This is a genomic window from Bradyrhizobium sp. AUGA SZCCT0182, from assembly GCF_018130185.1.
Taxonomy (GTDB): Bacteria; Pseudomonadota; Alphaproteobacteria; order Rhizobiales; family Xanthobacteraceae; genus Bradyrhizobium.
On the sequence record NZ_JAFCLY010000056.1, the window covers coordinates 22366 to 39010 of the forward strand.

Here is a 16645-nt window from a genome sequence, read left to right on the forward strand (position 1 = left end):
CTACATGTTGCATTGCAGTCATGATGTGCGCGCCGAAAAAGACAGGCGTCCCAACTCGTCATGACGGCCTTTGGCAGACATGTTCTTGAACGCGTTATTGAAGGTCCGCCGCGCCTCGACGCCAGAGATTTCGTCCTCAAAGGTTGCGGCGACCGGGACGCCGTTCAGCTTGCGGAGGCGGTGGTCAGCGCCCTCGACATCCGCCTGCGCCGAGCCGGTTCCGCCAGCGAACGCGACGCTGATGCAGGCCACCCCACATTGTGCCGCACGAAGGCGTCCGGTCCGGAACAGGTCGGAGCGGCCACTGCCGTCGTTGGTAGATTGGTGCTGCCGCCGGCGAGCGCCCAGCCAGCTCTATTGCGAGGTCAACTTCACAGGCTGCCCGCGCTTTACTTTTCAAGACCTAGAGTGGGTATTGCGGCATCACTGTGCGTATCTCATCCGCAGTTAGGAACCGTAATCCATACTGCTCAAACATCTTGATGGTCTCCGTGAGGTGCGCATTCGCATAGGTCACGGTATCGGCATCAGACGGCACCTCCATCTTCAATGCTGGAACGTCCATCTTGCCGACTGCCTCGAAGAAACCGCCAGGAGTGATAAAGCAGACCCAGTGGCCCTCATCAGAGGTTATAGAGAACGCATGAGCTTTTCCGCGAGGAAGAAACATGTATTCTCCGGCGGTCAATTGGAAGACTTCGCTCTCGACATACACAGTCATCTCACCCGACAAGATGTAGAACAGCTCGTCTTCTCGCGAATGGACATGCGGTGGCGGCTCGGTGCCTCGTCTCATCTTGATGACACTAACGTCAAACTCTCGGTTATTATCGGAAGCGCCCGCCATCTTGCTAGTAAGAATACCTTTGTACCACGTCGAATTGGCTAACGCAGGCGACCTCTTGTAGGCTTTCGGTGTACTCAAGTGTTGTCCTTCCGGTTATGTGGCCTGGCCGCCCAAGGAGCGATCCAGCTTTTTAAATTGGAGCCGCAGGTTTATGAGCCAGCCTTAGCTGGCCTGCTTCGCTTGACACTCCGACGTCTGAGCTAGACGGCGCGAAGCGCAGCCGCGGCCTGCAAGGCGCCTTCGATCGATTTTTCGCGGTTCTCCGGACCTAGGCGGGTGCCTTCGGCAACGATAAATTCGGGGTTGGCGATGCCCATGTAGCCGAATATCCAACTCAGATAGGCTACGAGATGCTCGCCGGGAGCGTTCGGTGTGCCGCTGCCGTACAGAAGACCGCGTGCCACCGCGATGATTACGCGCTTGTTGGCTGCGAGACCTTCGAGACCCTTTTCGCCGTATTGGAATGTCTTGCCGACGACCAGAATGCGGTCGATCCAGGCCTTGAGCTGGCTTGCGATGGCGAAATTGTACATCGCCGCGCCTAACACAACGACGTCGGCGGCGAGAAATTCGTTCAATGAGGTTTGCCCGGCGGCGAGATCATGCGTAGTCGCCGCGTCAGACTCGACGTCCTGTGCTGCGGCGAGATGAGAACCTGATAGGTGCCCCAGTGGATTGGCGGCAAGGTCGCGATAGGTGATCTCGAGGCCCGGCGTCACAGTCTTCAGGCGCTGAACGATGGCAGCGGACAGCTGCCGGCTAACCGAATGCGGTCCGAGCAGGCTGGAATCGAGATGGAGCAGTTTCATTGACGTCATCCTCGTCGGCTAGCAACGGCATTTGTGCAGAGAATTTACAAATCGCCCGACACACGATCACTAAGTCACTATCAATCTCATGATTTCATCATAGGTCCATGAATGGAAATTTCCACTGGGTCATGATTGCGCTCGACCCGCCGCTACTTCACTGAAGCTGACTAGCGGGCTGCTTACCCGGCGTAAGATCGCAGAAATTCGACAACTGCTCGTGTTTCACGACCGAGGACTGGTGCTGGAGGACGAGCTTGCTCCCCGCTTCGCGCGCATGCCGCTGATCCCAGCGGCTGTTTCTGATCCCCCGTCACAGCGGCGTCCAAAGGTAAGCCGGCGCAGCTCGCCGATCAGGCATCGCGGCCGTTGATCCTCGCGCCTTCTCCTAACATAATGCGCACCGCGCTCGATCGCATTCGCGACAGCAACGCTCTCGCCGAACGTCGTGCTCGAAGCGGACGTTGTAGCAAACATTATTGCCGGCGTCGGCGGCTCGGTGCTTCCGAAGGGCGAATCTTTCCGACATGTCGGGCTACAATCTCAGCGAGCTCGACGCGATCGAGCCGCCAGTCTATCTGACCTGCTCGATGATCTCGTCCGGACATTTTTTCCTTAGCCAACCGGCAGAGGCGGTGCGCGATTACCCAGCTCGCCGAGAACACCACCAAACGCAGGCGCCAAGCTCGAATGGACCGACGCCACGCGAGCGCAATTGCGGAACCCTACCCGCACTCGCGGCGGTACTTTTTCGGTTGCCGGCTATGTGCCCTCTCCAAACTGCTTCTGGAGCGACCTACTCGTTAAGCGACGTAGGGCGCCTAACAGGGAACCGCCAGGATATATCAGAGGGTTCTCCAGATCTCTTTCGGTGACGCGTATTTGGCCACGACCACAAAGAAGGGTAGCCCCGCGGCTCTTGGTCATGCCGCCCGCTCCGGAAGGCCGTGGCGCCGCGCTAGCCTGTCGAGAACCCCAACCATCCGGTCGAGCGCGAGCGCCCACTCCGCTTCGTCGCGCGCATAGCACAGGCGGAAGTGCCCGCCGGAAGAGGGTCCAAATTGATAGCCAGGGCTCACCAGCACGCCAGCCTCGCACAATAGCGCCTCGGCGATGATGGGACCGGAAAGACCGAGTGCGGAAACATCCGGCCAGACATAGGCGGTGGCGGCCTGCGGCTGCAGCTTCAGCCAAGGAAGGCGACGAAGACTTTCGACCGTTAACGTCCTGAGCGCGGTGAATTCCGTCAATCGCTGAGCAAGCCAGTCTTGGTCATCCCGTAGCCAAGGTAGTAGAACATGCTGGGCGTAAGCGGGCGCGCGTAGCGCCATGATCGAGAGGACGTTTTCCACGCGGCTGATGATTTCTGAGGATGCCACGACGACCCCCAGCCTGTAACCGCTCAGCGATTCTGTCTTGCTTGGTCCGAGCAGCGTCACGGTGCGACCGAACATTTCGGGTTCGGCCGCGAGGTGCGGAAAGGTTCGCCCGTCATGAATGAGCCGAGCATAGAGTTCGTCGACGAGAACGGTGATGTCATAAGTATTCGCAAGCCGGGCGATCCGCGCAATGACTTCGGCCGAGAACACCGCTCCGGTTGGATTGTTCGGGTGCGAGAAAACCAGATGGCGCGCGCCTTTGCGCTTGAACTCCATCTCCAACACATCGAAATCCGGGCACGGTCCGTCCGCCGTGAAGCGCAGTGGGACATGCCCGATATCGGCCCCGAAAAAGCGCAAGATGCGTGCACTAAACAGATAATCTGGGTCAATCAGGGCGACGCGATCGCCCTCCTCGATCAGGGAAGCCAGACTCGCAAACAGACCTGCCTGGGTGCCCGGCGTCAGGATCAGATGTTGTTGAGAGTCCAGCGGCAGATCGAGAAGGCCGCCGACGGATTCAGCAAGCACAGTGAGCACTTTGCTGTTGCCGCGATAGCCGGTATAGGCCAATGCACCGTCGGCGGCGGCACGGGCGAACTGCTCGACGGCCCATGGCGGCGGCGGAAAACGCACGGTGTCGAAATGCGTGGTGTCGAGAAAATCGGGCGGCGCCTTTGCGAGCAGCGCGATGTCCGCGCGCCTAGCGCTGGTTCCGGCAATCGGAACGCGCTCGGGCAGTTCGAGACGCTGTAAGCGCGCCGGAGCCTGCGTGGATTTCGAAAAGCGAGACTGTGACATTTCCATCCTTACTTTTAAGGGTTGTGCGTATGAGACTCAGGCCGCGACACGATCGCCGGCGGATTGCAGCGCCCGCATGAACAGGCCGGTATCGACGTTGCCGCCGGACGCGACCACGACGGCAGTGCGGCCGCGCAGCGCCTCAGGGTTTGCCAGCAGTGCGGCAAGGCCGACGGCGCCACCCGGCTCCACCACCACCCGCAGTTCCTCATAGGCAAACCGCATCGCCTCCAGCACCTGCCGATCATCGGCGACCAGTACACGGGCCAATCGCTCTCGATTGATCGCGAAAGGAAGAACCGCTGGCGTCGGCGCCAGCAATGCGTCGCAGATCGAGCCGTCGAGCCGCGGGTTTTTCTCGCGTTGCCCGGAAGCGAGAGAGCGCTTCGTATCATCGAAGGCGAGCGGCTCGGCCGCCCAGACCTCCGCTCTTGAGCGGAACGCCTCGACCGCAAGGCAAGTGCCTGCGGCAAGACCGCCGCCACCGCAGGGCACCAGCACGACGTCCACATTCGTTCCCGATAGCGCCTGCAGCGCTTCGCCGGCCGCGGTGCCCTGTCCGGCAATCACGAAGGGATCGTCGCCGGGCGGGATGATCGCCACCGGGTTTGCACCGGCGATACGCGCCGCAATCTTTTCGCGTTGCTCGGTGTGCCGGTCGTAAAGTACCACCTGCGCGCCCTGCGCCCGCGCTTTTGCAATTTTCACCGAAGGCGCATCATACGGCATGACGATGGTCGAGGTTATGCCGAGCATGCGCCCAACGGTCGCGACCGCCTGTCCGTGATTCCCGGTCGAATAGGCGACCACGCCTCCCGGATAGGCCTGGCGGTCCAGCCTCGACAGGCAATTATAGGCGCCGCGAAACTTGAACGCGCCGGAACGCTGCAGGTTTTCGCATTTGACAAAGACCTTGCCGCCTGCGCGGGCATCGAGTTCGTCTGAACGAAGCAACGGCGTGCGAATGGCGATGCCCTCCAGACGTTCGTGCGCGTCGAGAACGTCTGCCGGTTCGGGGCGTCTCAAATTCATAATCGGCTCTCTTTCATTGCGAGAGAATGCGGGAGAGGAAGAGCTTTGCGCGCTCCGCCCGCGGCTCATCAAAGAACTGCTGCGTCGGCGCGGTTTCGACGATCGCCCCCTTATCCATGAAGACCACCCGATCAGCGGCCTTGCGCGCAAACCCCATTTCATGAGTGACGACGATCATGGTCATGCCGTCCCGCGCCAATTCGAGCATGACGGCAAGCACCTCCCCGATCATTTCCGGATCGAGCGCGGAAGTCGGTTCGTCGAACAGCATCGCCACCGGATCCATCGCCAGCGCCCGCGCGATTGCGACGCGTTGCTGCTGCCCACCGGAAAGCTGTGCGGGATAAGCGCCCTCCTTGTCCGGAAGACCAACCCGAGCGAGAAGCGCGCGCGCCTTGGCTTGCGCCTCCACCTTGCTACGCTTCAGAACATGAACCTGTGCGAGGCAGATGTTCTGCAACACGGTGAGATGCGGGTACAGTTCGAAATGCTGGAACACCATGCCGATGCGCGCCCGCAAACTCGTCATGTCGGAGGCGCGCTCGCCGACTCTGACCCCATCGACCACCAGCGCTCCGCGATCGAACCGCTCAAGGCCATTTACGCATTTGATCAGGGTGCTCTTGCCGGAGCCAGACGGTCCGCAAATCACCACGACCTCGCCGCGCTCCACAACGAGATCGCAGCCCTTGAGTACCTCGATTGGTCCGTAACTCTTGTAGAGCTTCGATATCTCGACCATCGGTTTGCGACCTTGGGAAATCGGAACGACGCGAACCGAGGCTGGCATTTCAACGATTTCTGCAGGCGTGCGAGAGGCTTGAATGTGCGCTTTGGTCATGCAGGCCTCCATCGTGCGCTCAGCCTGCTTGCGGATGCCGCGCCGATTGAGCAAATGACGAAATAGACAAGAGCGGCGAACAGGTAGGTTTCGATCAACCGGTTATCGCGGTTGGCGACAATGCTCGCGGAAGTCATGAAGTCGCGCAGCGAAATCACGTAGACGAGCGAGGTATCCTGGAACAGCACAACCGCCTGCGTGATCATCAGCGGCAGCATATTGCGTAGCGCCTGCGGCAGAACAACAAGCCGCAGCGTCTGGAAATAGCCGAGGCCGCAAGCATAGGCTGCCTGCCACTGACCAGGCCGGATACTTTGCAGACCGGCCCGGAATATTTCAGAGTAATAGGCGGCCTCGAACAACACGAAGGCGATGACGACCGATTGCAGCGCGCTTACGGATCGGCCGAGCGCCAGCGGCACCAGAAAGTAGAACCAGAAGATCACGAGCACGAGCGGGATGGCCCGGAAGCCGTTGACGTAGCCGGCAGCAAGGATGGATAGCGCCTTCCAGCGCGACAGGCGTATCACGGCGAGCCCGAGCCCGAGTATGACGCCACCAAGCATCGCGACAGCAGTCAGAAAGAAGCTGAGGGCAAGGCCTTCGAGCAGGAATGGCAACGCACGTTGAATGACGCCGAAATCAAGCCCCGTCATGACGCGGCTCCCATGGTATCCGGCAAGGCTACCCGTCGTTCCAACGTGCGCATGAAGAAGGTCACTAGGAGTGCGATCACGAGATAGACGATCGTTGCGGCGGTGAAGGCTTCAAATCCCTGAAACGTGAAACTCTCGATTTGCCGGGTTTGCGCGGTCAGTTCGAAGACCCCGATTGTCAGCGCCAGCGCCGAATTCTTGAAAACGGTGAGAAAATCCGACGTCAGCGGCGGCAGCACGATCCGGAAGGCCTGCGGCAACAGCACCAGCCGATAAGCTTGCGCTGGGCTCATGCCGCTGGCGACTGCCGCCATCCGTTGGCCGCTAGACACCGCCGTGATGCCAGATCCGACCTGAACCGCGACGCGGGCAGAGGTGAACAGGCCGAGCGCCAGCATCGATGTCCATAACTCTGGAAACGGCAGATCGCGCTTCAGCCAAAAGCCCCATCCGCTGGGCAGCAGTTCTGGGACGACAAAAAACCACAGAAAGAGCTGAAGCAGCAGGGGAATATTGCGAAACATGCCGACATAGGTTGCAGCCAGCATCCGTGGAATACGATGGGGCAATGTTCCGACGACCCCAACCAGGGTGCCGGCGATCAAGGCCAGGATCCATGCCGAGATCGAGATCACGAGCGTCAACTCCAGGCCGGAGGCAAGCCAGCCAAGGTAAGGCGGTTGGATCAGGATCGACCAGTTCCAGGAATAGTTCATGGCATGCACTCCGATGAACAAGGCTGCTATTCTGGTGTGGCCCCAAGCTTGAAGGCGGCGGCTAGATCCGGCGCCAGTTCCACCGAAAGCGGCGTGAACCATTTTGCATACAGCGCCTGCATCTCGCCCGAACGGATCAACCGCGCGATCGTCGCGTTGACGGTGCTGAGAAACACGGTGCTGTTCTTCTGCACCATGAGACCATAGGGATCGAATGACAGCGGGCGGCCGACCACTTCGTAGTCGGACGGATTGGGCGCGGAATTGCGCAGGCCAAACAACAAAATGTCGTCGGTGGAAAAGGCATCGGCGCGCCCGGTGGACAACGCGAGGAAGCCTTCCGAATTGTCGCGCACCGGCACGATCTTCACTTTCAGCTTCTTCTCTTCGATCAATCTCTTGATCAGCCGTTCCGGCGTAGTGTTGATCGGCAATGCAATCGCCTTGCCGTCGATATCCTCTACCTCCTGAAGGCCGGAACTTGTTTTCACCAGAAGGCGCGTGGCGGAGATGAAATGCGCTGTGCTAAAATCGGCCTGTGACTGCCTGGAGATAGTATTGACGGTCGAACCGCATTCGATATCGACCGTGCCATTTGCGACGAGAGCAATCCGGTTCTGCGGATTCACTGCAATGTAGTTGACCGCGAGATCAGGCAGTTCGAGCTTCTGCTTCACGGCGTCGACGACCTTTGTGCAGATGTCGAGCGCATATCCTACGGGCTTGCGTTCATCGTTCAGGAACGAGAACGGAATGGAGGCTTCGCGGTAACCGATCGAAATTTGCTTTTTCTGCTTGATGCGATTGAGAATAGGGTCGCTGGATTGGGCTTGCGCAGCGGTGATATTCGCCGCGAGCAGGGCCGCTGCCATCCAAAATATCTTGCGCATGATTTGCCTCCGCAGAGTTTATGGCGCGATCAGGCGACCGCCCGACCGTTCGCCGTGATGGCTGTAACGAGTTCCTGAAGACTTGAGACGGTCAGGTCCGGTTTTGCTTCGGCGGCGCCGTCACCAGAGAGGCCGAGCAGCCGGCCTGGACGATTGATCCAGGCGCATTTCAAACCCAATCGATTGGCGGGGGTGATGTCTGCCCGCAGGCTTTGTCCGACGTGGAGAATGCGTTCGCGGGGAATACCGATTGCTGCGAGATCTGCGATGCCGACCTCAAAGTGCGGCATGTCCGGCTTGTAAGCCCCGACGCGTTCAGCCGTCACGATGACATCGAAGCGGAAGCCGAGTGCGCGGCATGAACTTTCGAGCGACGCATTGTCGATGTTGCTCAACGCCCCGACCCGGGCTTGCGCCTGCAGAGCCTTCAGGCCGGCATGACTGTCGGGATAGGCCGGCCATTGATGCGGCGTGGCAGCAAAGGCCTCACGCTCCCGCGAATCAACAGCTACGCCGAAGGCAGCAGAAATACGGTCGAAACAGCGGCGCAGCACGTCGGGATAAAGGTGCGCGGGACGCTCCTTCTGGATCTCTGCTCGCGCCAAGTCGAACGCCATGAGCAGATCCTGCGCGCGCGGGGAAATGGAGTTTCGGTCCGCCCAATCGCGCAGAAAGCCGATAATGGCGGGCTCCCAATCGATCAAGGTCCCGTAAACGTCGAAGGTCACTGCGTCGAAATCAGAGAGGCTCAGCGTCATGTTTTCCTCAAATCCACGGTTGCAGTATTAGCGATAATCGCTTATCGTTAGTGTGTCAATGATACCTTGATATCGGTTCCGCCAGCCGCAACTGACGCTGTCGTGCTGTTCGGCGAGAGGCCATAAGATCGGGAACGGCGCGCCGAGAATCAGTGCCCGACTGCCAGAGGAAAACCGTGCTGCGATCACCATCGAAACCAGCCTCAGACGAAGCCGTCGAAAGCCGATCCGCATCGGCGGTCGTGACCGCCGCGCTCCGCGAAGGGATCCTTCACGGCACCCTGCCGGGAGGCGAGCGCCTGCGGCAGGACGCGATCGCTACCCGTTTCGGTGTTAGTCAAATGATCGTGCGGGAGGCGTTCAGGCAGTTGGTCACCGAGGGCTTCCTAAGGGCAGAGCCACGCCGTGGCGTCAGCGTCGCCCATTTGACGGCTGACGAGGCCGAAGAAATGACCGAGCTGCGCAGCCTAATCGAAGCCAAAGCGCTTGCATGGGCCATTCCGCAGATGTCGAAATCCGATCTGGAGACGGCAGCGCGCATCCTTTCCGAGCTCGACAAGGCCAAATCGACCGACCGCATCATTGCGCTGAACGCTCGTTTCCACGAAACGCTCTACGCCCCTGCCCGCAAGGACCGGACGCTGGCAATGATTGCCAATCTGCGATTGAACTTCGAACGCTATCTGCGGTTCACATGGCAGGAAACGCACCACCTCGATCAATCGCAGAGGGAACACCGGCAGATTCTGGACTTGTGCACCGCGCGCGATGTCGAGGGGGCATGCAAGCTGCTAAACCAGCATATTCTGGGGACCGGAAATCTACTGGTCGAACGGCTGCAATCGCATCGGCTATAAAAAGACGGGATCACGAGCATTCAATGTCAACATCGTGCGGTCTCCGTATCAGGAGACCAGTCTAAGTCCGATCACGCCTGCCAAAATGAGACCGATGCAGAGTATCCTCGTCGGCGCTACTGGGTCTCCCAGCAAGACCATTCCTAGAATCGCGGTCCCAGCGGCACCGATACCGGTCCACACCGCATAGCCAGTTCCCACCGGCAACGTGCGGAGTGAGACGGAAAGAAGAAAGACGCTCGACAGACCGGCGGCGACCGTAAGCAGTCCAGGCATCAATCTCGTAAAACCTTCAGACCACTTCATGCAGAGGGCGAAGGCAATTTCGAGAATGCCTGCGATGCCAAGTAGAGCCCATGTCATGTAATTGGTCCGTTGGTTAGCCGGACGTTTTAGCCAGGCGAGATTTGGTGATGAGCGTAAGACGACCACCGTCAACTATCTTTCAAATGTCGACTAGTATTGCAAAATCGAACACAAAGATCCGCTCAAACACCACCAATGCTCAATCATCGAAGCAAGTTCGTGATCGCGAGATTGAACGAGTGACCGTTTCCATTTTCTGTGGATCCCACCATTACGTGCAGGGGAACGGTTCGAACGAAGCTGCCTGGCGTCACGATACCTGACTATCGATACAGAAGCTCGATTAGGGGCTCGTGCCCGTTTGCTCCTCAGCATTTCGCTCTACTTTGATACGGTTGGCATCACCCAAGCAGAGAGTGGCATGAGCGCAGCCACCAAAAGTGCGACCGAACGCACGAGCAGTTCCAAGTGAAAATGCAATGGGCAGAACTGCCACACGGTTCATCTTATCCGGTCACTGCCAGAGATCACTAGAAGCAACACGATTGAGGTCCGCCAAACGCCGGTCCGCGTTAGCTCGTAGATCGAGACTTGTTAGTAGCTTCAAGAGGCAATCATAGGCGCGGTCTGCCACCGCAACTGGTAACGGTTCTTCGTCAAACTCCTGGACATAGTTATCAAGGAGCCGGTTCAGCAGACCGAACAAAGCTTTCTGCTCCGGTTCATCCTTGCACAGCTCTGCAAGCCTGAGCTGGAACGCTCGGAACGTGTGCAACCCGTGGTGCTGGCCCGAAAGCCACCTGAGCAATTCATCCATTTTTGGCCTCTCCAAGTACGATTGAAGAAGTTAGTGACGTATGTAGCCGACAAGGAGAGCCAATACTACAAGCGCGCTTCGACCGCAAAGTCCTCCGGCGAAAGTGAAAACGTCGTGCGCCCACGAAAGATTTTCTCCGCTGGATTTGTCATCCTGACTTTCGTTCAACCACTGAAGGACTTTGAGCTTCCCACGAAGACTTGATCGGGCTCGTATTGTTTCCCCCGGACAACCGAGCCCCGGGGCCGTCCCATTCCCTGTCCCTCGGACGGCCCCCCTTTATCTCGATATCCGAGGGGAATCTGCGAGTCTCTCCGTCCAGTCTCCATCTTCCATGCAGCCCATGGCGGCTCTTCGCAGGCTTCGTAAAAGAGAGCTTTGAAATGACCCAAATCATCGCTGGAATTCCAGTGCCCGACAGCGCCATCGTCAGGGCCGCCACCGAACTTGTCCGAGATACGGAGGATGACTTGCTCTATAATCACAGCCGTCGGGTGTTTTTCTGGGCAGCATTGACCGGCGAGCGACGTGGCCTGAAATACGACCCCGAACTGCTTTACATGGGCGCAATGTTCCATGACATGGGTTTGACCGAGCGCTATTCAAGCACCGATCAGCGCTTCGAGGTCGACGGCGCCAACACCGCGCGCGATTTTCTCAAATCCTATGGCGTGCCCGAGCGCGATATCGAAGACGTATGGATCGCAATCGCGCTCCACACCACACCAGGCATTCCTCAGCATATGCGCCCCACCATCGCACTGGTGACAGCCGGCGTTGAGATGGACGTGCTCGGCATCGCATACGACGATTTTTCCCAGGAACATCGCCATCAGGTCTGCGCATGTCATCCGCGCGAGGCGAGTTTCAAAGAAAACATAATCGATCACTTCGCCAACGGTATCATACGAAAGCCCTTGACGACCTTCGGAAACGTCAAGGCCGACGTGCTTGCCCTCAAAGATCCGACATACAGAAGGATGAATTTTTGCAGCATCATTCTTGGATCACAATGGCCCGATTAGATAGGCCAGAAGGGCGATGACGATGTCTGCTCAGCAAAGGAATGTCGATAAGCATCCACCCTCCGCAACGCAGCGCGCGGCCTCCAACAGCAAGCAGGTTTCCGCGGAGGACTATTGGCTCGACGTTGCCCTACAAGACAGCTTTCCGTGTAGCGACCCCAGTTCGTCGAGGCGGTCCGATTAAGTCGCTACGCCCTTCTTGATAGCCAAGTTTGGCGGCCCTCCGTCACCACAGCACGAGCACCCTTTGCCGCAAGTGCCTTGATCCGATCCGAGATCGGCGGCTGCTCGATATTTCCGCGACAAGCGCGCAGCAGACGGCCACCATCACGATACCCCAGATGACCGTGCGCAGTTTCACAACATCCCCTCGCCGTTCCACGTGTCTGGCGTCTCCACATGTGGCACCACTCAAACCTGTTGTTCGACAAAATGAGGTGATTTTGGTAAGGTGCCCAAAGTGGTCCTGCAGAGTTCCATCTGTTCTGGTCCAATCAGAACGCCATCACGTTCTACAATCTCATGACTTACATCAGTAGTTACGACGCTGGACCCCATCTTCCACCAAGGTGGCCATTTTTTCCGGCATGCACGGCAGAAATTTGGACGGGCGTAAAGGTTTGCGGCACGCTGACACCATGACTATGTCATCAATCATTGGGCGCCCCTTCGCCGGCGAAGAACGCGTACGATCCTCGGTGAGCCGGAACAATTCCGTCAGGGGCACCTGCGGGTGCGGGCAACGCGTCCTTTTGCTCAGCTAGCGTCTGCGCGAGGAGATAGGCATGGCCGGCCAGGAAATCCGGCCGGCACACCAGGACGTGGCTCCCGAATGAGACAATGAGCCTTAACGGGACGTTGCGGATATCATCGAAGGGCGGCTTGGCGAGAAAGAGGGCCTCGGCGCTCTCCGCTGCCATGATAGCGACGTCCTGTTGCTGCGTGCCAATGAGCACGCCAACGCGTCGGGTGTCCACTGCGCGGGCCAGCTGGGCGCGTGAGGTGGGCAGAGAGCGAGCCAGCACATCGACAACCGCCCTGGCGAAGGCATTGGCGATTTCATCGTCGCGCTGGCCGACAATCAGAAGGCGATAGCGCCGATAGATCGACCACATACCGTCCGGCTCTAGATCGGCGATAGCCGGACTTTGCCCGGCGAGAAAAAACGCCGCGGCACTCACGCCAAATGTTAGCAGGTCACGTCGCTTCATTGTCGCCTCCGTTACTGTTCCGGCTTGAATACGTCGCGATTCAGGATCGCGGTGACACCGACGTTCGGAAAATTAACAACTTGCGAGATGTTGAGATCGACGGCCACACTGACTAGCACGTAGGCCTGCTCGCGGGTCAGCCCCTTCGTCTTGACCAGAAAATCGATCATATTGATGGTGGCGTTTCGAGCCGCCAGGGTGAGGTCTTCAGAGAGGTTAGCGAGCGGGGCAATTTTCTGTCCGCCAAGGTAGGTCGAATACAACGGCACCTCGCCTTCGGGCTTGAGCGGAAGTCCCGTGACCGCGTAAAAACTCGACGGGGCGAGCTTCTTGAGCTGCGAGCCGCCTTCGAAGTGCATGGTTGAGATGAGTGGAGCCCCAGCCGGGATCACCCTGGCCTGAAGCGTCACCTTGGCGCCCGTCTCGATGGTCGTGCCGGCCACCTCGCCGCCTCCCATGGCGTAATGCACATCACCGGCGAAGAGCCCGCATCCATCAATGAAGCAAGGCAACAGCACCGTAGTACCGACGACGGTCTCCTTGGCGTCGACGTTACCGCCATTCTCGCGCGGCGGAACGGTCCGCACGCATTCGGCCTTCGCTGTGCCATCGACGCCGCAAAGGTCCAATGGCAGGGCGTCGACCGGCTGGGGTGTCAGCACCGCACCACCCGCATCAGCCAGCGCTTGCTCCCGCTTCAGCCATTTGTCGAGCTCTGATTTGTCCGGGAGCACTCCAATGGTGCCCATAAAGGCGTTGTTGGGAACCGCAATTCCCGGCATGTCTTTCGAGCGAGCTTCAAGCCGATTCAGCTCCCAGCGGACGATGTAAGGATCGGGAAACAAATCTCGCAGGAACCCAAATCCCGGCACGATAGTGGTGGAACCAAACTCGTCGGGCGCGATGTCCACCACGGTTATCGCAATGGCGTCACCACGCTTCGCCCCTTCGATGTAAACTGGCCCGGTTAGTGGATGACAAAGATTCAAATTGATCGCCGCCACATCCGCCGACGTCGAATTGAAGTCGAGCTCCGAATCCAAACCATCGCGCGTCTCGAGTATGAATTTCTGACCGGGCTTCACGCGAGCGACTGGCTTGACCGCATAATGAATCCGGTTAAAGCAATTTGGATCATCTTTGCAGTGCTTGCCGGATTTTGCCACAATCACCGGCGCGGGGCCCTTGACGTCGCTGGTATCAGCGAGTGCGATGTTTGCGCTCCCGACGAGGTACGCGGCGACCACGGGCATAATCTGAGCAAATTTTGAGTCCATTGGGTGTCTTCCTTCATAATCAAGCCGGCGTGTTAGACGCAGAATGACACCCATGACCCGCTGCATCTTTCGAAAGAGGCAGATGCTTTTCCGGAATGCACGGCTGTCAAAGCTGAAAGTCAGCGGATCCGCCGCATGGTGACACTGCAGAGGGACGATCACGTCTTCGATTTGTTTGAGACCGCACGGCGTGGTTTCCTACGACGGTGATCCGCAACCCAATTTCAGGAGCAATAGGAACTGTGCCTCAGTAGCAAGCGCACCAATTATGCCCGCGTGCGATTACGCAAGGGGGGTTCAGATTAGAAAGACGGCGCCTATGGCTGAATGGGAATGATCTGAAACTTAGTGAAAAACATCTCTTCAAGCGTCATGAACAGTAGAGTTAATAGACAAAAGGTAGGAGAATCTGATGAAAACGCAGGGCACAGCAAGCTGGAACGGCGGCATTAAGGACGGCAAGGGCGCTATCTCGACCAAGAGCGGCGCGCTAACAAGATACCCTTACGGCTTCGGCAGTCGATTTGAAGGGAAGCCCGGCACCAACCCGGAAGAACTGATTGGGGCGGCCCACGCCGGCTGCTTTACCATGGCACTTTCGCTGATCCTGGGTGAGGCAAATTTTGTAGCAGACCAGATGGATACCACGGCCGAGGTCACGCTCGAAAAAGTCGCCGATGGTTTCGCTATCACTGCAGTACATTTGACATTGAAGGCCAAAATTCCCGGCATCGACCAAAGCACCTTCGAAGATCTCTCCGGCAAGGCAAAGATCGGTTGTCCTGTGTCAAAGCTGCTCAATGCCACAATAACACTAGATGCGACGCTTCAATCATGAACGATGATTTCGCCGCGATCGGCTCTGTCCAGCTTGCCCTCGCCCCCGACTCTCAACCCTGATCGACTCTCCCATTGCGGCACGTGCGAAGGTCAAACCCTCCCACGTGCCAAGCGCCCGTTACTTCAGCATCGTGATGGTCTTGACCTGGGTGAATTCTTCAAGCCCTTCCGGACCCAACTGGGTGCCGATACCCGATTGCTTGGCGGCACCAAAGGAAATATCGGGCGACACATCAAGAAACGTGTTGATCCAGACAATGCCTGAATCAATCCTGGCTGCGACGCGGAACGCCCGATCGAGATCCTTTGCCCATACCGTTCCACCGAGCCCATATTCCGAGTCGTTGGCACGCGCGATCGCGTCGTCGATGTCAGAATAGCGCAGCACCGGAACAACAGGGCCAAACTGTTCCTCGCTCACCAGCCGCGCATCGTCGGGGATATCCCGGACAATCGTTGGCCGGATGAAGTAGCCCTTGCGGTTGAGCACCTCGCCCCCCGCCACGATCTTGCCGTTCCGCCTTGCATCCTCGAGAAAGCCCTTAACCTTCTCGAACTGCGCCTTGTTCTGCAGCGGACCCATCTGCGTCCCCTGCTTCAGCCCATCATCGACCACTGACTCGCGCGCCAGGCGTCCCAGTTCATCGCAAATCTGCTCGTACTGCGAATCGTGCACGTAGATCCGCTTGGCCCCGAGGCAGATTTGTCCGGCGTTCATCATGGCGGCGCCGAACACCTTGGGGGCCACCTCGATCGGATCGACGTCATCGAGCACAATCGCGGCGTCGTTACCGCCCAGTTCCAGGGTAAGCCGCTTTAACGTGCCAGTCACACTGCCCATCACCTTCTTGCCGGTCGCGGTCGAGCCAGTGAAGGTGACCTTGGCCACGTCAACGTGGCTCGAGAGCGCATCACCCAGATCATTTTGGTCGACGATGACGTTAAACACGCCGGCGGGCAAGATCTCGCCGCAGACCTCCCCGAACAGCAGCGTCGTTAGAGGTGTCGTTGGCGCCGGTTTCGCGACCAGGGTGTCGCCGGCCAGCAGCGCCGGCGCCACCTTGATGACGAGAAGGAGCATCGGGAAATTCCACGGCACTATCGCCGCAACCACGCCAAGCGGGGTGTGCTGCCGTACGATTTTCCTCGTAGCGTCGTCCTTCAAGACTTCGAACGGCAGGTCGAGCGTTGCGTGGTAACGAATAATACCGACGGTAAAGCCGATCTCCCAGTGCGCCTCAGAAAGCGGCTTACCTTGCTCTTGAGTCAACAACCGCGCGAACTCATCCTTTCTTGCTTCGAGCGCGTCGGCTAACCTGACCAACAGCGCACCACGCTCGCGAACCGGCTTGGCCGACCAGGCGGGGAACGCTGTCTTGGCGGCCGCGACCGCTTCGTCAAGCTGCGCACGATCGGCGCGCGGGGCCTCCGCCAGCACTTCCTCGGTCGCGGGATTGATGACATCAAGCCTTGCGGCGCCCGACACCAGTTTGCCGTCGATAAGTAGCTTGAATTCTCTCATGGCTCTCTCCTTGCTGCACCAGGATCAAGCAGCCGCGCAACATGGTCGGCGTGGCTGCGAT

18 protein-coding genes are annotated in these 16645 nt (G+C 58.6%); 3 read left to right on the top strand and 15 right to left on the bottom strand.

The window, feature by feature from the left end; all coding sequences use genetic code 11:
• Positions 1–18: 18 nt before the first annotated feature.
• The 10 genes from JQ611_RS36705 to JQ611_RS36750 all read right to left on the bottom strand — a co-directional run bounded on the left by JQ611_RS36705 (position 19) and on the right by JQ611_RS36750 (position 8729).
• Positions 19–252 (bottom strand): hypothetical protein, encoded by a 234-nt coding sequence (locus JQ611_RS36705; protein ID WP_212468200.1) that lies wholly within the window; start codon positions 250–252, stop codon positions 19–21.
• Between the two features lie 151 nt (positions 253–403).
• Positions 404–925 (bottom strand): cupin domain-containing protein, encoded by a 522-nt coding sequence (locus JQ611_RS36710; RefSeq protein WP_212468201.1) that lies wholly within the window; start codon positions 923–925, stop codon positions 404–406.
• Between the two features lie 122 nt (positions 926–1047).
• Entirely contained in the window at positions 1048–1656 is a 609-nt protein-coding gene (locus JQ611_RS36715; RefSeq protein ID WP_212468202.1) for an FMN-dependent NADH-azoreductase, read from the bottom strand.
• A gap of 923 nt (positions 1657–2579) precedes the next feature.
• On the bottom strand, positions 2580–3842 hold the full coding sequence (locus tag JQ611_RS36720; protein ID WP_211995935.1) for an aminotransferase class I/II-fold pyridoxal phosphate-dependent enzyme: 1263 nt from the start codon (positions 3840–3842) through the stop codon (positions 2580–2582).
• A 30-nt stretch (positions 3843–3872) separates the two neighbouring features.
• Positions 3873–4868, bottom strand: coding sequence for a threonine/serine dehydratase (locus JQ611_RS36725; protein ID WP_212468203.1), 996 nt, complete (start codon positions 4866–4868; stop codon positions 3873–3875).
• Positions 4869–4881: 13 nt separating this feature from the next.
• Positions 4882–5610: an amino acid ABC transporter ATP-binding protein gene (locus JQ611_RS36730; protein ID WP_212468216.1), complete on the bottom strand. Its 729-nt coding sequence runs from the start codon at positions 5608–5610 to the stop codon at positions 4882–4884.
• A gap of 95 nt (positions 5611–5705) precedes the next feature.
• Entirely contained in the window at positions 5706–6365 is a 660-nt protein-coding gene (locus JQ611_RS36735) for an amino acid ABC transporter permease (RefSeq protein WP_212037942.1), read from the bottom strand.
• Positions 6362–7081 (bottom strand): amino acid ABC transporter permease, encoded by a 720-nt coding sequence (locus JQ611_RS36740; protein ID WP_211995938.1) that lies wholly within the window; start codon positions 7079–7081, stop codon positions 6362–6364. Before JQ611_RS36740 ends, JQ611_RS36735 begins: the two co-directional genes overlap by 4 nt.
• A gap of 26 nt (positions 7082–7107) precedes the next feature.
• Positions 7108–7971 carry an amino acid ABC transporter substrate-binding protein gene (locus JQ611_RS36745; RefSeq protein WP_211995939.1) on the bottom strand — a complete coding sequence of 288 codons (864 nt, stop codon included), beginning with the start codon at positions 7969–7971 and terminating at the stop codon, positions 7108–7110.
• Between the two features lie 29 nt (positions 7972–8000).
• A complete protein-coding gene (locus tag JQ611_RS36750) occupies positions 8001–8729 on the bottom strand; it encodes an HAD-IA family hydrolase (protein WP_211995940.1) in 729 nt (242 codons plus the stop codon).
• Between the two features lie 176 nt (positions 8730–8905).
• On the opposite strand from JQ611_RS36750, the gene JQ611_RS36755 reads away from it, so the two are divergent.
• Positions 8906–9586, top strand: coding sequence for a GntR family transcriptional regulator (locus JQ611_RS36755; protein WP_312012351.1), 681 nt, complete (start codon positions 8906–8908; stop codon positions 9584–9586).
• 48 nt (positions 9587–9634) lie between these two features.
• Here the strand turns inward: JQ611_RS36755 and JQ611_RS36760 are convergent, their stop codons facing one another.
• Together JQ611_RS36760 and JQ611_RS36765 are read right to left on the bottom strand one after the other, a co-directional pair.
• Positions 9635–9949 carry a multidrug efflux SMR transporter gene (locus JQ611_RS36760; RefSeq protein ID WP_211996120.1) on the bottom strand — a complete coding sequence of 105 codons (315 nt, stop codon included), beginning with the start codon at positions 9947–9949 and terminating at the stop codon, positions 9635–9637.
• Between the two features lie 457 nt (positions 9950–10406).
• The gene (locus tag JQ611_RS36765; protein WP_211995941.1) at positions 10407–10709 is read right to left on the bottom strand and encodes a hypothetical protein; all 303 of its coding nucleotides are present in this window, start codon (positions 10707–10709) and stop codon (positions 10407–10409) included.
• Positions 10710–11092: 383 nt separating this feature from the next.
• Between JQ611_RS36765 and JQ611_RS36770 the strand changes: the two genes are divergently transcribed.
• Positions 11093–11734 (top strand): HD domain-containing protein, encoded by a 642-nt coding sequence (locus tag JQ611_RS36770; protein ID WP_212468204.1) that lies wholly within the window; start codon positions 11093–11095, stop codon positions 11732–11734.
• 650 nt (positions 11735–12384) lie between these two features.
• Here the strand turns inward: JQ611_RS36770 and JQ611_RS36775 are convergent.
• Together JQ611_RS36775 and JQ611_RS36780 are read right to left on the bottom strand one after the other, a co-directional pair.
• Complete coding sequence (locus JQ611_RS36775) at positions 12385–12945, bottom strand: hypothetical protein (RefSeq protein ID WP_212412430.1); 561 nt, start codon at positions 12943–12945, stop codon at positions 12385–12387.
• 11 nt (positions 12946–12956) lie between these two features.
• Entirely contained in the window at positions 12957–14222 is a 1266-nt protein-coding gene (locus tag JQ611_RS36780; protein WP_249133739.1) for an acetamidase/formamidase family protein, read from the bottom strand.
• A gap of 412 nt (positions 14223–14634) precedes the next feature.
• Here JQ611_RS36780 and JQ611_RS36785 point away from each other — a divergent pair, with 412 nt between their 5' ends.
• The gene (locus tag JQ611_RS36785; protein WP_211995944.1) at positions 14635–15060 is read left to right on the top strand and encodes an OsmC family protein; all 426 of its coding nucleotides are present in this window, start codon (positions 14635–14637) and stop codon (positions 15058–15060) included.
• 120 nt (positions 15061–15180) lie between these two features.
• Here the strand turns inward: JQ611_RS36785 and JQ611_RS36790 are convergent, their stop codons facing one another.
• A complete protein-coding gene (locus JQ611_RS36790) occupies positions 15181–16584 on the bottom strand; it encodes an aldehyde dehydrogenase family protein (RefSeq protein ID WP_211995945.1) in 1404 nt (467 codons plus the stop codon).
• Between the last annotated feature and the right edge of the window lie 61 nt (positions 16585–16645).